Source organism: Arthrobacter sp. StoSoilB19 (assembly GCF_019977275.1).
In the GTDB taxonomy this organism is placed as follows: Bacteria; Actinomycetota; Actinomycetes; order Actinomycetales; family Micrococcaceae; genus Arthrobacter.
Window position 1 is genome coordinate 2054020 of sequence record NZ_AP024650.1, and the last position, 15778, is coordinate 2069797.

16 protein-coding genes are annotated in these 15778 nt (G+C 68.7%); 11 read left to right on the top strand and 5 right to left on the bottom strand.

Features of this window, described 5'->3' with window-relative positions; all coding sequences use genetic code 11:
• Positions 1-22 precede the first annotated feature (22 nt).
• Positions 23-823, bottom strand: coding sequence for an MBL fold metallo-hydrolase (locus LDO86_RS09385; RefSeq protein ID WP_051081423.1), 801 nt, complete (start codon positions 821-823; stop codon positions 23-25).
• A 226-nt stretch (positions 824-1049) separates the two neighbouring features.
• On the opposite strand from LDO86_RS09385, the gene LDO86_RS09390 reads away from it, so the two are divergent.
• Positions 1050-1790: an SGNH/GDSL hydrolase family protein gene (locus LDO86_RS09390; protein ID WP_018770998.1), complete on the top strand. Its 741-nt coding sequence runs from the start codon at positions 1050-1052 to the stop codon at positions 1788-1790.
• 36 nt (positions 1791-1826) lie between these two features.
• Here LDO86_RS09390 and LDO86_RS09395 read toward each other — a convergent pair whose 3' ends face one another.
• The gene (locus LDO86_RS09395) at positions 1827-2561 is read right to left on the bottom strand and encodes an SCO1664 family protein (protein ID WP_224084453.1); all 735 of its coding nucleotides are present in this window, start codon (positions 2559-2561) and stop codon (positions 1827-1829) included.
• Between the two features lie 25 nt (positions 2562-2586).
• Positions 2587-3219, bottom strand: coding sequence for an MSMEG_4193 family putative phosphomutase (locus LDO86_RS09400; protein WP_018770996.1), 633 nt, complete (start codon positions 3217-3219; stop codon positions 2587-2589).
• A gap of 159 nt (positions 3220-3378) precedes the next feature.
• Between LDO86_RS09400 and LDO86_RS09405 the strand changes: the two genes are divergently transcribed.
• The 9 genes from LDO86_RS09405 (at position 3379) to LDO86_RS09445 (ending at position 13199) form a co-directional block, all read left to right on the top strand.
• Positions 3379-4767: a sigma 54-interacting transcriptional regulator gene (locus LDO86_RS09405; protein ID WP_018770995.1), complete on the top strand. Its 1389-nt coding sequence runs from the start codon at positions 3379-3381 to the stop codon at positions 4765-4767.
• A gap of 14 nt (positions 4768-4781) precedes the next feature.
• Entirely contained in the window at positions 4782-6782 is a 2001-nt protein-coding gene (locus LDO86_RS09410) for a VWA domain-containing protein (RefSeq protein WP_018770994.1), read from the top strand.
• 83 nt (positions 6783-6865) lie between these two features.
• Positions 6866-7474: a dihydrofolate reductase family protein gene (locus LDO86_RS09415; protein WP_026266028.1), complete on the top strand. Its 609-nt coding sequence runs from the start codon at positions 6866-6868 to the stop codon at positions 7472-7474.
• Positions 7475-7535: 61 nt separating this feature from the next.
• On the top strand, positions 7536-8474 hold the full coding sequence (locus tag LDO86_RS09420) for a 5'-3' exonuclease (protein WP_026266027.1): 939 nt from the start codon (positions 7536-7538) through the stop codon (positions 8472-8474).
• 210 nt (positions 8475-8684) lie between these two features.
• Entirely contained in the window at positions 8685-9200 is a 516-nt protein-coding gene (locus tag LDO86_RS09425) for a flavin reductase family protein (RefSeq protein WP_018770991.1), read from the top strand.
• Between the two features lie 137 nt (positions 9201-9337).
• A complete protein-coding gene (locus LDO86_RS09430) occupies positions 9338-9640 on the top strand; it encodes a hypothetical protein (RefSeq protein WP_018770990.1) in 303 nt (100 codons plus the stop codon).
• Positions 9630-10238, top strand: a complete 609-nt coding sequence (locus tag LDO86_RS09435; protein WP_018770989.1) for a hypothetical protein — start codon at positions 9630-9632, stop codon at positions 10236-10238. The genes LDO86_RS09430 and LDO86_RS09435 overlap by 11 nt, the downstream gene beginning before the upstream one ends.
• A 42-nt stretch (positions 10239-10280) precedes the next feature.
• A complete protein-coding gene (gene hrpB, locus LDO86_RS09440; RefSeq protein ID WP_018770988.1) occupies positions 10281-12902 on the top strand; it encodes an ATP-dependent helicase HrpB in 2622 nt (873 codons plus the stop codon).
• A gap of 150 nt (positions 12903-13052) precedes the next feature.
• A complete protein-coding gene (locus tag LDO86_RS09445; RefSeq protein WP_018770987.1) occupies positions 13053-13199 on the top strand; it encodes a hypothetical protein in 147 nt (48 codons plus the stop codon).
• Positions 13200-13204: 5 nt separating this feature from the next.
• Here the strand turns inward: LDO86_RS09445 and LDO86_RS09450 are convergent, their stop codons facing one another.
• Positions 13205-13882: an alpha/beta family hydrolase gene (locus LDO86_RS09450; RefSeq protein WP_018770986.1), complete on the bottom strand. Its 678-nt coding sequence runs from the start codon at positions 13880-13882 to the stop codon at positions 13205-13207.
• A 67-nt stretch (positions 13883-13949) separates the two neighbouring features.
• Between LDO86_RS09450 and ligD the strand changes: the two genes are divergently transcribed.
• Positions 13950-14987, top strand: a complete 1038-nt coding sequence (ligD, locus tag LDO86_RS09455) for a non-homologous end-joining DNA ligase (RefSeq protein ID WP_026266026.1) — start codon at positions 13950-13952, stop codon at positions 14985-14987.
• Between the two features lie 123 nt (positions 14988-15110).
• Here the strand turns inward: ligD and LDO86_RS09460 are convergent, their stop codons facing one another.
• The gene (locus LDO86_RS09460) at positions 15111-15731 is read right to left on the bottom strand and encodes an L-threonylcarbamoyladenylate synthase (protein WP_018770984.1); all 621 of its coding nucleotides are present in this window, start codon (positions 15729-15731) and stop codon (positions 15111-15113) included.
• Positions 15732-15778: the final 47 nt, after the last annotated feature.

Sequence of the window (15778 nt, forward strand, 5' to 3'; positions counted from 1 at the left end):
ACCGGGATGCCCGGATGCGGCCTTACTTACGGCGCCTGCCCGGACTTGCCGGGCCGGCCTGGCTGACCAGGCCGGCTACCGCTTCGTCCAGCTGGATGCGAAGGGCCGGCCCGTGGCCGGGCAGGACAACCGGGGCGTCAACGCCGGCCAGGGTCCGCACGGAGGCCAGCGCCGCGGCCCGGTCTGAGTGATACATCGCGTGCAGCATCTGCGGACCGGACGTCCGGCTGATCGGGTGGCCGCTGACAAACGAATCTCCAACGGCGATGGCACCCGCAGCCGGAAGAAGGATTGCTGCATTGCCGGGCGTATGCCCGGGCACGGAGATGGCAACAGGGCTGCCCGGCAGGGCTTTGAGTGTGGCGTCGTCCCAGGCCTCCGCCTGCGTCGCGGGCCTGGCCGCCAGCGCGCCTGCCCTGATGGCGTGCACCATCCAGCGGAACACACGCGGCCGCCACGCTCGCCTGAGGACCTGGCCCAGGGTGACTTGGTGCTTCTCCTTCCCCTGCACATGCGCCAACTCCGCGGGAGCGCACAGGACAGGGGTCCCGAAGGACTCGGAAAAGAATGCCGCGGAGCCGGTATGGTCCACGTGGCCGTGCGTGACCAGCAGGGCAAGGGCGTCCGCAGGTTCCAGGCCCAGGTGGCGCAGCGACGCGATGACGTGGCGGCGGTCATCGGGATATCCGCTGTCAATGAGGATGAATCCCGTGCCGTCCCGCACCACTATCCAGTTGGACGCCGGCCCTTCAGCGAAATACACGCCGGGTGCCTGCTCGGAAAGGCTGGTTGCGGGGTCCCACCCCGCGGTTTGCTGCTGCACGGGTAAAAGAGTAGCCGCAGGCAGCCGCATATGGCGGATGCGGCCCAAGCCCAGGGATACCTAAGGCCCCTAAAGTTCCTGTGCAGTCGCTGTGCATCCTTTGATCCTGGTCACCTTGGCCCTACAGTATTCCCACCATTGCCTACGATGGGATACGGACAGGGGACGGATTGGCGGCGCGCAGCCGCCTCCGGCCCGCGACGATTTGCTGGCAGGAGGTGGACCGATGCACCACGGCGTGCTGCTTCAGGGACATCCTGTGTACCGGCATCCCGGCCGCGTGATAGCGGCGGGAGCAGTTGGCCTGGTCCTGGCCATAACCTCAGGGAGTACGGCCCCCACCCAGCCCCCGGCCGCCGCCGCGCCGGTCCGCGTAGTGGTTGTGGGGGACTCGCTGAGCACCGGTCACGGCACTTCGCCGCAGCAGGCGTGGCCGGCATTGATGCGCAAGGACCCGCTGGGCGCCGGCCTGGAGGTTGTCAACGCCGCCGAGAATGGCAGCGGCTACCTCAGCACAGGTGATCTTGACGGAACTTTCGGCACCGAGGTCGAAGACTTCGTGACACCGGACACCGGCATCGTGGTCTTTTTCGGTTCAGAGAATGACCTTGGCTTTGCGCCCGCAGACGTTGGCGGCGCCGCCCTGGCCGCGATGGACCGTGCGGAAGCCCTTGCCCCGGAAGCGAAGATCATCGTGGTGGGGCCGCCGTCGTACTCTGCAACCCCGGACCCCGCCCTCGTGGACATCAGCGACCAGCTAAGGGCCGCTGCCCGGCAGGCAGGCGGGGAGTTCGTGGACCCCATCGCCGAGGGCTGGATCAGCGACGATTTTGACGACCTCATCGGCCCGGACGGCGACCACCCCACGGTGCTGGGACAGCATTACCTGCTGGAGCACATCGGCGCCTACCTGGAGCAGGCGGCCCCGGCGGCGGCCGCAGCGCAAGGCCGTCCGGAGGCCCAGTGAGCGCCGGCCGGACCGGGATTTCCCGGCGCAGCTGACTCAGATCAAGGGCCACGGGTAGCGCATGCCCGTGTGGTCAACGGGAAGTACCTTGTCCTGAAGCACGCGCTGGACGCGCCGCCGGAGGGCTGCCACTTCGGCGTGGTCGAGGAGCCCGGCCACATCGGCAGGCACCGTGGTGGCCAGGGGACTGATGTCCTCAAGCAGGTCGTCCGGAATGGGGTCGCCGGCGAAGTCCCAGATCACGGTGCGCAGCTTGAACGCGGCAGAGAAACACAGGCCGTGGTCGATTCCCCAGATGTGGCCGTCAGTGCTGCGCAGTACGTGCCCACTCTTCCGGTCCGTATTGTTTGCCACGTAGTCGAACAGGGCGATCCGGGCCAACGCGGCGTGGGTCCCGGGCGAGTCGGCGTAGAGGGTGAAGTAGTGCTCCTTGAGGTCCCCTTCGACGAACCACTGCAGGGAGCCCACCCCAAGCGGCGCGTCCGATCGGACAACTGTTGGCGGAACGATGCCCCACCCCAGTGCTTCGCTGAGCAGATAGGCTGCGCGTTCCCGGCGGTACAGGCCGGCGTCGAAATCCGCGAGCGGCCGTTCCCCGGCTTCGGGCTTGTAGACCGCCCAGGCGGACTCATCCGCGCAGGAAACCTCCACCAGGAAGGTGGCGTTGCTGCCGCTCATGATGCGGCCCAGCAGTTCCACGCGGCCCTCGTTAAGGAGGGTCAGTTCCCGGCCGGACACCGCATGCCCCGTGCGGCCGCGTCCCGCGGCCATCCATCCGATGACACTCCGCACGGCATCACGGCGACCTCAGCCCGCTCAGGGGTTCCGACGTCGAATTCACCGTGAGGACGGCCGGCGCCCGGCCGTCCACGTAGGAAATCGCGGAGACCGACGCCGGGCTGATCATGATCCGCTGGAAAAGGTCCAGATGGGTGCCCAAGGCGTGGGCCACGGCCGCCTTGATGGGGTCCGCGTGGGAGAAGCACACCACCACGCCGCCCCGGTGGGCTGCGCGAAGGTTCTCCAGGGTGCCGACCATCCGGGCCTGCATCCCGGAAAAGCCCTCTCCGTTGGGGAACCGGAAGGCCGACGGATTGTGCTGGACGGTCTGCCACTCCGGCAGGCCCGCAAGGCCGGCGAGCGCGGCGCCGGTCCAGTCACCGAAGTCGCACTCCAGAAGTCCGGGTTCTTCCGTCACCGCCATGCTTGTCCGTGCCGCCGCAGGTTCCGCGGTTTCCTTTGCACGCTCCAGGGGCGAGGAGTAGATGGCCTGGATGGGCAGGCCGGAAAGGCGTTCGGCAACAGCGTCCGCCTGGGCACGGCCGCGCTCGGAAAGGTGCAGTCCCGGGGCCCTGCCGGGCAGGACAGTACCCGTGGTGGGTGTTTCGCCGTGCCGCACCAGGAGGATCAACGTACTCTCAGCAGTCATCAGCAACCAGCCTAACGCCCCGCTGCCTGCCTGCGCCCCGCCGGCACGGGCCGGGACGCCGGCTGGCTCCCTTGGCCGGCCACGCGGCATCGTCACGCTGCTTCGAGGAATCTGGAGGAAACTCTCGATTAGCCGCAGGGCGGGGACTACCGTAGAGGGGTGACTGATCGCCCCGATATCTTTACCGTTGGTGAACTGCGTGCGGCAGGCCATGTCCACAAGGACCTGCGCCACGAGATCCGCGACAATCTCCTCGCATCCCTGGCTGCGGGGCGCGACCCCTGGCCGGGTTTGTACGGCTTCGGCCGGACCGTGATTCCGCAGCTGGAGCGGGCCCTGATTGCGGGGCATGACATTGTCCTGCTGGGTGAACGGGGGCAGGGCAAGACCCGCCTGCTCCGTACCCTGGCCGGGTTGCTGGACGAGTGGTCGCCGGTGATCGAGGATTCGGAGCTGAACGAACACCCCTTTGAACCGATTACCGAACAGTCCCGCGCCCGGGCCCTGACCGAAGGGGACCGGCTCCGGATCGCCTGGCGTCACCGGTCCGAGCGCTACGTGGAAAAGCTCGCGACGCCGGATACCTCGGTGGCCGACCTGGTTGGCGACGTGGACCCGATGCGCGTCGCCGAAGGCCGCCGCCTGGGAGACCCCGAGACCATCCACTACGGGCTCATTCCCCGCTCGAACCGCGGCATCATCGCCATCAACGAACTGCCGGACCTGGCCGAGCGCATCCAGGTGGCGATGCTCAATGTCATGGAGGAACGCGACATCCAGATCCGCGGCTACGTCCTGCGGCTGCCGCTGGACGTGCTGGTGGTCGCGTCCGCCAACCCGGAGGATTACACCAACCGGGGCCGGATCATCACCCCATTGAAGGACCGCTTCGGCGCCGAGATCCGGACCCATTACCCAATTGAACTGGAGGACGAGGTCTCGGTCATCCGGCAGGAGGGCCGGCTGGTGGCGGACGTTCCTCCCTTCATCCTGGAGATCCTGGCCCGCTATACCCGGGCGCTGCGGCAGTCTCCGGCCATCAACCAAACATCCGGCGTCTCCGCCCGGTTCGCCATCGCGGGGGCAGAGACGGTGGCCGCGGCCGCGCTGCGGAGGTCAAGCCTGCGGGGCGAGGACCAGGCCGTGGCCCGGATCATTGACCTGGAGCCCGCCGTGGAAGTCCTGACCGGCAAGCTTGAGTTCGAATCGGGCGAGGAAGGACGCGAACAGGGCGTCCTGGACCACCTCCTGCGCACCGCCACCGCCGAAGCTGTCAGGGCGCACTTCCAGGGCCTGGACATGGGTCCGCTCGTGGCTGCCCTGGACGGCCACCGGACCGTCACCACCGGGGAGCAGGTCACGGCGAAGGAGTTCCTCGGCAACCTCCCGGCCCTGAACGGATCAGGCCTGTATGACGAAATCGGCCGGCGCCTGGGTGCGACGAATGACGGGCAGCGGGCAGCCGCCGTCGAACTGGCGCTCGAAGGCCTGTACCTCGGACGGCGGATCTCCAAGGAATCCGACGACGAGGAAACCATTTACGGCTAGGCACGGGAGGCACCATGGCCATCCACAAGCGGTCCGCAAGGTACGGCCGGTACACCGGCGGTCCGGACCCGCTGGCCCCGCCGGTTGACCTGGCGGAGGCGCTCGAAGCCGTCGCCCAGGACGTGATGGAAGGCTACTCGCCCCGCCATGCCCTGCAGGAGTTCCTGCGGCGCGGCGGCCGGAACCGCGACGGACTGGACGATCTCGCCCGGCGCGTCCAGCAGCGGCGCCGTGATCTGCTCAGCCGCCACCGGCTGGACGGCACCCTGGATGAAGTGAAGAAACTCCTGGACACCGCCATCCTGGAGGAGCGCAAGCAGCTGGCACGGGACGCCATGATGGACAACACCGAACGCGCCTTCCGCGAGATGCAGCTGCAGAACCTGCCGCCCTCCACAGCGGCGGCCGTCAACGAGCTTGCGTCCTACGACTGGCAGTCAAGCGCGGCCAGGGAAGCGTACGACCGGATCAAGGACCTGCTGGGCCGGGAGGTCCTGGAACAGCGGTTCGCCGGCATGAAGCAGGCTCTGGAAAGCGCCACTGATGAGGACCGCGAGGCAGTCAACGAAATGCTCCGGGACCTCAATGAGCTGCTGGGCAAACACCGGCGGGGCGAGGACACGGAAGCCGATTTCCAGGAGTTCATGGCCAGGCACGGCCAGTTCTTTCCGGAGAATCCGCAATCGGTCGAGGAACTGGTGGATGCCCTGGCGCAACGGGCCGCCGCAGCCCAGCGGCTCCTGCAGTCCATGTCCCCGGAACAGCGTGAGGAGCTGATGCGGTTGTCGGCCCAGGCCTTCGGCTCTCCTGAGCTGATGGCCCAGCTCAGCGAGCTCGACGCCACCCTGCAGGCGCTGCGTCCCGGGGAGGACTGGACGGGATCGGAACGCTTCGAAGGACAGGAAGGCCTGGGGCTGGGTGACGGGACAGGTGTCCTGCAGGACATCGCCGAGCTTGACGAACTGTCTGAGCAACTGTCCCAGTCCTACAACGGCTCCCGGCTTGATGACCTGGACCTTGATGCCCTTGCCCGCCAGCTGGGCGAGAACGCAGCCGTGAGTGCGCGCACGCTTGCCGAGATCGAGCGCGCCATGCAGGACGGCGGCTACCTGCGGCGCGGTGCCGACGGCGACCTGCGGCTGTCACCGCAGGCAATGCGCAGGCTGGGGAAATCACTGCTGCGGGACACCGCCAGGCAGCTCTCCGGGCGCCAGGGGAACCGTGACACCAGGGTGGCCGGGGCCGCCGGGGAACAAACGGGTTCCAGCCGCCAATGGGAGTTCGGGGACGCCGAGCCCTGGGACGTTACCCGCACCATGACCAACGCCATCCGGCGCACCATGGCCGACGGCGGCGATCCGGCCCGCGGACTGCGGCTCGCCGTCGGCGACATCGAAGTGAGCGAGACCGAGGCCCGTACCCAGGCCGCCGTTGTCCTGCTGGTGGACGTTTCCTTCTCCATGGCTGCCGAGGGGCGGTGGGTTCCCATGAAGCGGACCGCGCTGGCACTGCACCACCTGGTCTCCACCCGGTTCCGCGGCGACAGGCTGCAGCTGATCACATTCGGCCGCTACGCGCAGTCAATGGACATCGGGGAACTCACGGCCCTGCCGGCCCTCCGCGAACAGGGCACCAACCTGCACCACGGCCTGCTGCTGGCGGGGCGCTTTTTCCGCCGGCACCCCTCCATGCAGCCCGTGCTGCTGGTGGTCACCGACGGCGAACCGACGGCGCACCTGCTGCCGGACGGGGACTCCTGGTTCAACTGGCCGCCGGACGCCGGGACCATCCGCGCCACCGTTGCCGAACTGGACCGGCTTGGCCGTTCGGGCGTCCAGACCACGTTCTTCCGCCTGGGCAACGACCCCGGCCTGGAGCGCTTCATCCGGCGGATGGCGCAGCGCGTTGACGGCAGGGTCGTGGCGCCGGAGGTGGGGGACCTGGGTGCCGCGGTGGTGGGGGAGTACCTCCGGGCGCACGTCCGCAGCGCCTACGCCGACGGCGACTGGTTCTGACCGGTTCTGCGGTCCGGGCTGGTCCGTGAGTCCGGGTCACTGGTCCCTTGCCGGGCTTCGCGGGCGGGAATACCATGGCCGCCATGAGCCAGTTGATGGTGGACATGATCATCACCCTGGACGGCTTCGCCTCGGGCGAGGGATGGCCTGGCTGGTGGGGCCTGGAAGGTCCTGAATATCTGGCCTGGCTGCAGCAGGAGGCCGGAGGGGACCGTACCTACCTGATGGGGGCCAACACCTACCGCCTCATGTCGGGGATGTCGGAAGATGCTGCCGCCGGGGGCACGGGATATTCGCCGGACGAAAGCACCTCCCTGACGGGTCTTGCCGCCGTTCCCAAAGTGGTGTTCTCCTCCAGCCTGGCCGCACCCCTCCGCTGGCCGAACTCCGAACTGGTGGCCGGGGACGCGGTCGAGGCCGTCCGGCAGATGAAGCGGACCCACGACGAACTCTTAAGCACCCTCGGCAGCCTCAGCCTCTGCCGTTCCCTGGTGGCAGCGGGTCTAGTGGACCGGTTCCGGCTGGTCGTCTTCCCCCTGATCACCGGGCGTACCGGACGTGAACGCATCTATGACGGCTATCCGGACGTCGCCCTGGAAATGGTGGACAGCAGGATTTTCGACGGACGCCTGCAGCTGCTCGAGTACATCCCCCGCGTCATCGACCGCCCGCCGCTCACCGGCGAACCGTAAAACCCTCGGCAACTGCCAGCCGCTGCTGCCCAGGTAGCCGATTCCGTGTCAGGATCAAGGTATGCCCCGGCGACTCATGCTGCTCGATACTGCCTCCCTGTACTTCCGCGCCTTTTACGGCCTGCCGGACAGCATCCGCCGCCCGGACGGAACGCCGGTCAACGCGGTCCGCGGGTTGCTGGACATGATCGCCAGGCTCAGCACCGACTACCATGCCACCCACCTCGTGGCCTGCTGGGACGACGACTGGCGGCCGCAGTGGCGGGTGGACCTGATCCCCACCTACAAGGCCCACCGGGTGGCCGAGGCAGTTTCCGGCGGCGCCGACATCGAGGTGGTTCCGGAGGGCCTCCAGGCGCAGCTGCCGATGATCCGCCGCGTGCTGGAGCTGGCCGGCATCGCCATTGTGGGCGCGGCACACCACGAGGCCGACGACGTCGTTGGCACCTATGCGAGCCATGCCGGCTTCCCGGTGGACGTGGTCACGGGTGACCGCGACCTCTTCCAGGTGTGCGACGACGAACGGGCTGTCCGGGTGATTTACACCGCCCGCGGCATGAAGAACCTCGAAGTCATCACGGAAGAAACCGTGGTGGCCAAATACAAGGTGCTGCCCCAGCAGTATGCCGACTACGCCACACTCCGCGGAGACGCCTCCGACGGCCTGCCCGGAGTGGCGGGCATCGGCGAGAAGACGGCAGCGTCGCTGCTGCTGAAGTACGGAACCCTCGAAGGGTTGCTGGCGGCTGCTGACGAGCCGGGCACGGGCGTGTCGGCACCTGTCCGGGCCAAGCTCTCCGCTGCCTCCGCGTACCTGGAAGCAGCCCCCGCCGTCGTACGCCTGGTGCGGAACCTGGAGCTTCCCACCCTGGACCAGGCGGGCGCCCGCCTGCAGCCCGTCACGGGCGACCGGCGCGCGGAACTGGAGCAGCTGGGCGTCGAGTGGAACCTGGGCGGCTCGGTCCGCCGGCTGCTGGCCGCGCTGGACCTGCGGCCTTAACCGGGGCTGTCCCGACCGGCCAGTGCTGGTTACGTCCTTCTGTTGCGTCAAACAACGACACGTCAGCGTCCCTGAAGCCACGCGCCGATGACGCCGGAAGTACGGGCATGACAATTCGTTTCGCCGCGGGTCGGTGCGTTTCAGGCGGCTTGAATGAGCCGATTTGCTGATGGTTTGGTGAGGTAACGATCCAGATGAGAGGCCATTTCCATGACAGTCACTTCAGATCTTGCTCCGCGCCGGCTCCGGGACATTTTCGGCACGTTTGCCAGCGGCCTGACCATCATTACGGGTTCCACCCCCGATGGGCCCACCGGGTTCACCTGCCAGTCCTTCGCATCCCTTTCGTTGGAGCCGGCGCTGGTCACCTTCAGCCCGGCGCGGACATCGACCACCTGGCCTGCACTGAGAAGGGCCGGGTCCTTCACCATCAACATCCTTCCGGCCGAACACCAGCACCTCGCGGGCCAGTTCGCGCGCTCGGGGACGGACAAGTTCGCCGGCGTCAGCCACGCATCCTCGCCCCTGGGGAACCCGGTGCTGGATGACGCGCTCGCCTGGCTGGACTGCGAACTCCATGCAGAATACGACGGCGGCGACCACACCATTGCGGTGGCTGCCGTGCGGCACCTCAGTGCCCGGAACGACGCCGAACCCCTGCTGTTCTTCAAGGGCCGGTATGCAGGACTCGCCCCCGCGGAGCGCCTGCTCGAAGCGGCCGGCTGACTGGCGCGCCCAATCCACCGGGCATTGCCGATGCCCCGGGACCCCGCCTCCGTGCCCTTGCTTTAGCTCCATCCAGTAGTAAGCTTGCTGAGCATTACTAGTAAGCTTGCTGATTAAATGGGATGGGAGCAGGAGCTATGGGCGCAATTTTCGGTACGGCCCTGTCACTGGTGCTGACCGTTGGCGGTGCGGCGGTGGCGGCAGAACGCGGCCCGGGAGCCGCGCAGCACTATCTGGCCGGGCACGTGCTCCTCGGAGTGGGGATCGGCCTGTTGTTCGCCACCGGACTGCGCATCGGCATCCGGTATCTCCTGGCCCGGCCAGGATCCCAGCGGCGGAGCGCTCCCGTGGCACCCCCGGCAGCGGAGCTCGCCTCCGTGACTGTACTCCCCGTCCGGACCGCCTCCGCAGTCCCGCTGCGGGGCAGGCATGCCGCTTGAGGCGCAGGCACCGGCGGACCTGGTGCTGACTCCTGAGCAACGCGCCCCGCATCCCGCACCCCGGCGTCGCCGCGGAGTCCGTGCCCTGATGCTCCTGTGCTGCGCCGTCGTTGCGGCGGCGCTGGTTGCCGGCGCCTCCGGCATCCGTTCCGGGGATGCAGACGAAAACGTCCTGCGCGGTTTCCAGATCCGGGTGCTGAGTATCAGCCAGGCCGCCGCCGAGAACAGGATGGATGGGGCGCTGGCTGCCCTTCAGGCCCTCGAGAAGGACCTGGGCGATGCGGCAGCAAATGGCCGGCTTTCGGCATCGCGGTACCGGAGCATCGAGAATGCACTGTCGGTGGTCCGGACAGATCTCGCCACGCAGGTGGCAGCAGCGTCCGCGGCAGCATCCCCTGACACAGCGCCGGGCGCCGTTTCGCCAGACCCTGCCCTTGCCGGCACCGGGCAGAACCAAGCCGCTCCCGTGGAACCCGCCGTTCCGGCCGTCGCTCCGGCGCCGGTCCCGGCAGACTCCGCTCCGCAGGCCCCCGGGCCGGAGCATCAGGACACCGCGAAGGAAGCCAAAGGCAAGGGCAAAGGCCAGGGCAAGCCCTGACCGCAGCGGCAAACAGCTCCCCGGCCAAGGGAGAATGGATGGATGAATCCTCCTGAGGGCCGCCCCGCCGCCGACGCCTTCGACCTCCGCGCGATCGGTGCCGGACTCGCCTTCGAAGGATCCCTTTCCGCTTTGCGGGAGGCACTGGGAAGTGATGGTATCCCGGGTGCCGCCGTTGTGCAGGCACCGCCGGGAACGGGAAAAACCACCCTCGTACCGCCCCTGCTGGCGAACCTCCACGGCCGGCGGGGCCGCGTTGTCGTCACCCAGCCGCGGCGGGTTGCCGCCCGTGCCGCCGCCCGGCGCCTTTCTGCGCTCGACCGCAGCCGGATGGCCGGCCGCGTGGGCTACACCGTCCGCGGGGAACGCCAGGCGGGCCCGGACACCCTGATTGAGTTCGTCACCCCGGGCATCCTGTTGCGACGCCTGCTGGCAGATCCCGGGCTGGAGGGCACTGCCGCCGTCGTCCTGGATGAAGTGCACGAGCGGGGACTGGAAACAGACCTCCTGGTCGGCATGCTCGCTGAGGTCCGTGCGTTGCGCGGCGACCTCGCCGTCGTCGCCATGTCCGCAACCCTGGACGCGCCCCGGTTCGCAGCCCTGCTGGGGGATGACGAGGGCGCCGGGCCCGCACCCGTCGTCGACTTCCCCTCCGTCAACCATCCACTGGACGTGCAGTGGCTCCCGGCGCCCGCCGCCCGGCTGGACGCGAGGGGAGTGGCGCGCACCTTCCTGGATTATCTGGCCACGGCAGCCGCGGACGCCCATGAACGTGCCGTTGCGGCCGACGGGTCCGTGGACGCGCTCGTGTTCCTGCCCGGGGCCAGGGAGGTCTCGCACGTTGCAGCGGTCCTGCGCAGCCGGCTGGGCAGCAGTGTTGACGTGCTGGAACTTCACGGCCAGGTGGGGACAGCCGAGCAGGACAGGGCAGTGGCGGGGCGTGCTCCCGGGGACCTCCCGCGGATCATCGTCTCGACCGATCTTGCCGAGTCCTCCCTGACAGTGCCCGGCGTCCGGCTGGTCATAGACTCCGGACTGGCCCGGGAACCGCGGCGGGACGCAGGCCGCGGCATGAGCGGGCTGGTTACCGTGTCCTGTTCCAGGGCGTCAGCCGACCAGCGGGCCGGGCGTGCCGCACGGCAAGGCCCGGGGACAGTGGTCCGCTGCTACTCGCAGCACGCATATGGTGCCGCTCCCGCCCACGTGACGCCGGAAATCAAGGTGGCGGACCTGACCGGCGCCGCCCTGACCCTTGCCTGCTGGGGCGCGCCCCGGGGGAAGGGGATTGCCTTGCCGGACGCACCGCCCGGCCAGGCAATGGATGACGCCGTTGAGGTGCTCCGGGAGTTGGGCGCAGTGTCCGGTGACGGCCACGTGACTGCAACGGGCCGCGCCCTTGCCGGCATCCCCGCCGATCCACGGCTTGCCCGGGCATTGCTCGACGGCGGCACCTCCACCGGACACCGGTTCGCCGCCGGGGTGGTAGCCGCGCTCTCCGGGGACCACCGCGCACCCGGAGCGGACCTGACCCGCCTGCTGGCCCAGCTCAAAGCCGACACAGGCCCGGCCGGAAGGCGCTGGGCGGACGAGTCCAGGCGGCTGGGCGCCCTGGCGGGTCGGCAACAGGACGGCGCCACGGCCCCTCCCGCCATCCCTGCCGCTGGAAACGAAGCTGCGGGCGCCGTCGTCGCGCTTGCCTTTCCCGACCGCGTGGCCCGCCGCGTGCCCGGCAGCGACGGCGCCGGACAGTACCTGCTGACGTCCGGGACCAGGGCAGGGCTGCCGGCAGGCAGCACGTTGTCAGGCCACGAGTGGCTGGCCGTGGCCGACGTGTCCCGCGCCAAGGGAAGGGACGCGGCCGGTACGGGCGCCGTGATCCGCGCCGCAGCCCCCATCACCCTTGGCATTGCCGAAGAGGCGGCGTCCCACCTGCTGTCCGACAGTGTGGACGCGGAATTCAGCGGCGGCCGGCTGAGCGCGCGCAGGACCAGGCGGCTGGGAGCGGTCGTACTCTCCGCAACCCCCGTGCGCCCCACCGCCGAACAGGGCAGGAGGGCCGTGCAAGCCGCGCTGCGGTCAAGCGGCCTTGCCGCCCTGTCGTGGTCGACGGCGGCGGCCTCCTTGCGGCGCCGCCTCGCCTTCCTGCACCGCGAGGTGGGGGCGCCGTGGCCTGATGTGTCGGACGGGGCGTTGCTTGGGCGGCTGGAAGAGTGGCTGGGGCCCGAGCTGGAAGACCTGGCGGCCGGGAAACCGGTCACCTCAATCGACCTGGCCCACCCCCTGCGCCGGCTGCTGCCCTGGCCCGAAGCGGCCCGGCTGGACGAGCTTGCGCCGGAAAACCTGGAGGTCCCCAGCGGCTCCCGCGTCAGGATCGACTACCCGGAACCAGGTGGGGACTCCGCCGCGCCCGTGGTGGCGGTGAAACTGCAGGAGTGTTTCGGGCTGGTTGAATCCCCGCGCCTGGCGGGCGGCCGTGTCCCGGTCCTGTTCCACCTGCTGTCCCCGGCCCGCAGGCCGCTGGCGGTCACCGGCGACCTCACATCGTTCTGGTCCGGCCCGTATACCCAGGTGCGCGCCGAAATGCGGGGCCGCTACCCCAGGCATCCCTGGCCGGAGGACCCCTGGTCGGCTCCCGCCACGGCACGGACCAACAAGCGGAACTGAAACCACGTCCGATTCTTTCCGGCCGGAGAAGGCTGCGTGAGAACTCCGATACACAGCCGAAACGTCGCGTCGACGTGCTGAAACATGCCTTCCCTACGCTCTTAAGTACGCGGACAACGTGGTCCGCATTCCCCTACGGAAGGACACACCATGTTTCTCTTGAACAGCCTCAACCTCCTGCTGGACGGCCGACGCAGTGAGGCCGGCGGGTCCCGCAACACCGACACCGGCACGTTCCCGGAAGGCCGGCTCACCTCCGCCGCCTGGGAAGGCTGGTGGCACGAGGACGCTGCCTAGCAGCGTCAGCCGTGCCCGGCGATAAACTCCGCCACCGGAAGCGCCAGCGACGCACCCACCTCATCGGCGGGGCGCTTGTTTCCCGCCACGGCAAAGGAGTGGTCACCGCCCTCCACCCACTGCAGGACCGCGTTGGATCCAATCCGGGCCACGACGCCCGCCAGGATGTCGGGCGTGGCAAACGTGTCGCGCGTTCCCTGCAGGAACAGCATCGGCGCCGTGATCCCGTACAGGTGCTCATCCCGGAGTTTCTCCTGCTTGCCGGGGGCATGCAGCGGGTAGCCGAGGTACACCAGGCCTGTGGCCTCCATGCCGTCGGCAACGGCCATGGACGCCATCCTGCCGCCGAACGACTTGCCCGCCGCCCAGACGGGGCCGCTGTCGCCGTTGGCCTCCGCCTGGGCGCGGGCTGTGTCCATGGCGGCCCGCCAGGCGGCGATGGCAGCCGGAGGGCGGTCGGGGAACTTCCGCCCTGCCTCCAGGTACGGGAAATTGAAGCGCAGGGTGGCCAGGCCCAGACCGTTCAGGGCGTCGCTGAAGCCGCGGAGGAACGGATGGTCCTTGCCGGCACCGGCACCATGCGCCACCACCACAGTGGCGGTGGGCTTCCCGGGACGGGCGTAGACGGCGGAAAACGAGGCGTCACCGACGGCGACCATGAGCTGCTGATCGGATGAGGGCATGGCTCCATCATGCCGGAGGCCGGCGGATATGCCGGTGTCTGCCGGCGGCCGGGTGTACGTTGTCCCCATGGCGAGCGAACAGACCACCATCACTGTCCCGGGTCCCAATGGCGAGCGCGAAATGCGCATCTCCAGCCCCAGCCGCGTCCTCTGGCCGGACCTGGGCCTGACCAAGCTGGACCTCGCCAGGTATATCTGCGACGTGGGGGAGGCATTCATCGCCGCCAACGGGGACCGGCCCGTGTCCCTCCAGCGGTACTCGGACAACATCGAAGGCGAAATGTTCTTCTCAAAGAACCCGCCAAAAGGCACGCCGGACTTCGTCAGGTCCGTCAAGGTGGTGTATCCGAGCGCCAGGTCCCACCCCCAGCTGGTCCTTGACGAACCGGCAGCTGCCGTCTGGGCCGTACAGATGAACACCGTGGTCTTCCACCCCTGGCCCTCCCGGGCGGAGAACACGGACAACCCGGACCAGCTGCGGATCGACCTTGACCCGCAGCCGGGCACGGACTTCGACGACGCCGTTCCCGCCGCCTTGGTGCTGAAGGACGTCCTCGCCGAGGCAGGCCTCACCTGCTTCATCAAAACGTCCGGCAACCGCGGGCTGCACGTTTACGCACCCGTCGAACCAACACGGGAATTCCTGGACGTCCGGCACGCGGTCATCGCCGCTGCCCGGGAAGTGGAGCGCCGGATCCCGGACAAAGTAACCACGGCGTGGTGGAAGGAAGAACGCGGCCAACGGGTGTTCCTGGACTTCAACCAGGCCAACCGCGACCGCACCATCGCCGGCGCCTACAGCCCGCGGGCCCTGCCGCACGCCCCCGTGTCCTGCCCCATCACCTGGGAGGAACTGGAACACGCGGATCCAAAGAACTTCACCATCCTCACGGTTCCGGAACGGTTGAAGACGGTGGGAGACCCCTGGGCTGGCTTCAACGCCAAGCCCGGGACCATCGACACGCTGCTGGAATGGTGGGACCGCGACTGCAAAGCCGGCCTGGGGGAGATGCCCTTCCCGCCGGACTACCCCAAGATGCCGGGCGAACCGCCCCGGGTCCAGCCCAGCCGGGCGAAAAAGCAGACTGACGCCAACAGCGACTGACCCGCGCCCTCCAAAACGGGGCACTTTGGCACGGACACGGCGGCCGCCGTCGGAAATTACGACGGCGGCGCCGCCAAAGTGCCCCGGGACCGCAGGTGCGGCCCGGGTTACTTCGAAGCAGGTTTATTCGAAGCGGGACGGGTCGCCCATGCCACGCCGGACCACCTCGGCCAGCCCGCTGGAGAAATCAATCACGGTGGTGGGCTCTGCGCCGCAGTCCCCGGCGTCGATCACGGCATCCACCTGGTGGTCCAGCCGCTCCTTGATTTCCCAGCCCACGGTCAGCGGCTCTTCCTCGTCCGGCAGCAGCAGCGTGCTGGACAGCAGCGGCTCGCCCAGTTCGGCGAGCAGCGCCTGGACCACGCGGTTGTCCGGAATCCGCACGCCCACCGTCTTCTTCTTGGGGTGGAGCAGGCGCTTGGGAACCTCCTTGGTGGCGGGCAGGATGAAGGTGTAGCTGCCCGGGGTAACGGACTTGATGCTGCGGAACACGTCGTTGCCGATGTTCACAAACTGGCCCAGCTGCGCGAAATCGCGGCAGACCAGCGTGAAGTGGTGCTTGTCGTCCAGGTGCCGGATGCTCCTGATCCGGTCCAGCGCCTCCCGGTTGCCCATCTGCGCCCCCAGCGCGTAGCAGGAATCCGTGGGGTAGGCGATCAGGCCGCCGTCGCGGATTATGTTCACTGCCTGCGCGATGGCGCGCGGCTGGGGGTCCTGGGGATGCACATCAAAGAATCGGGCCATGCCCCGAGCCTACGTTCCCGCGGCCCGCGCCGCACCCTTTCCTGCGG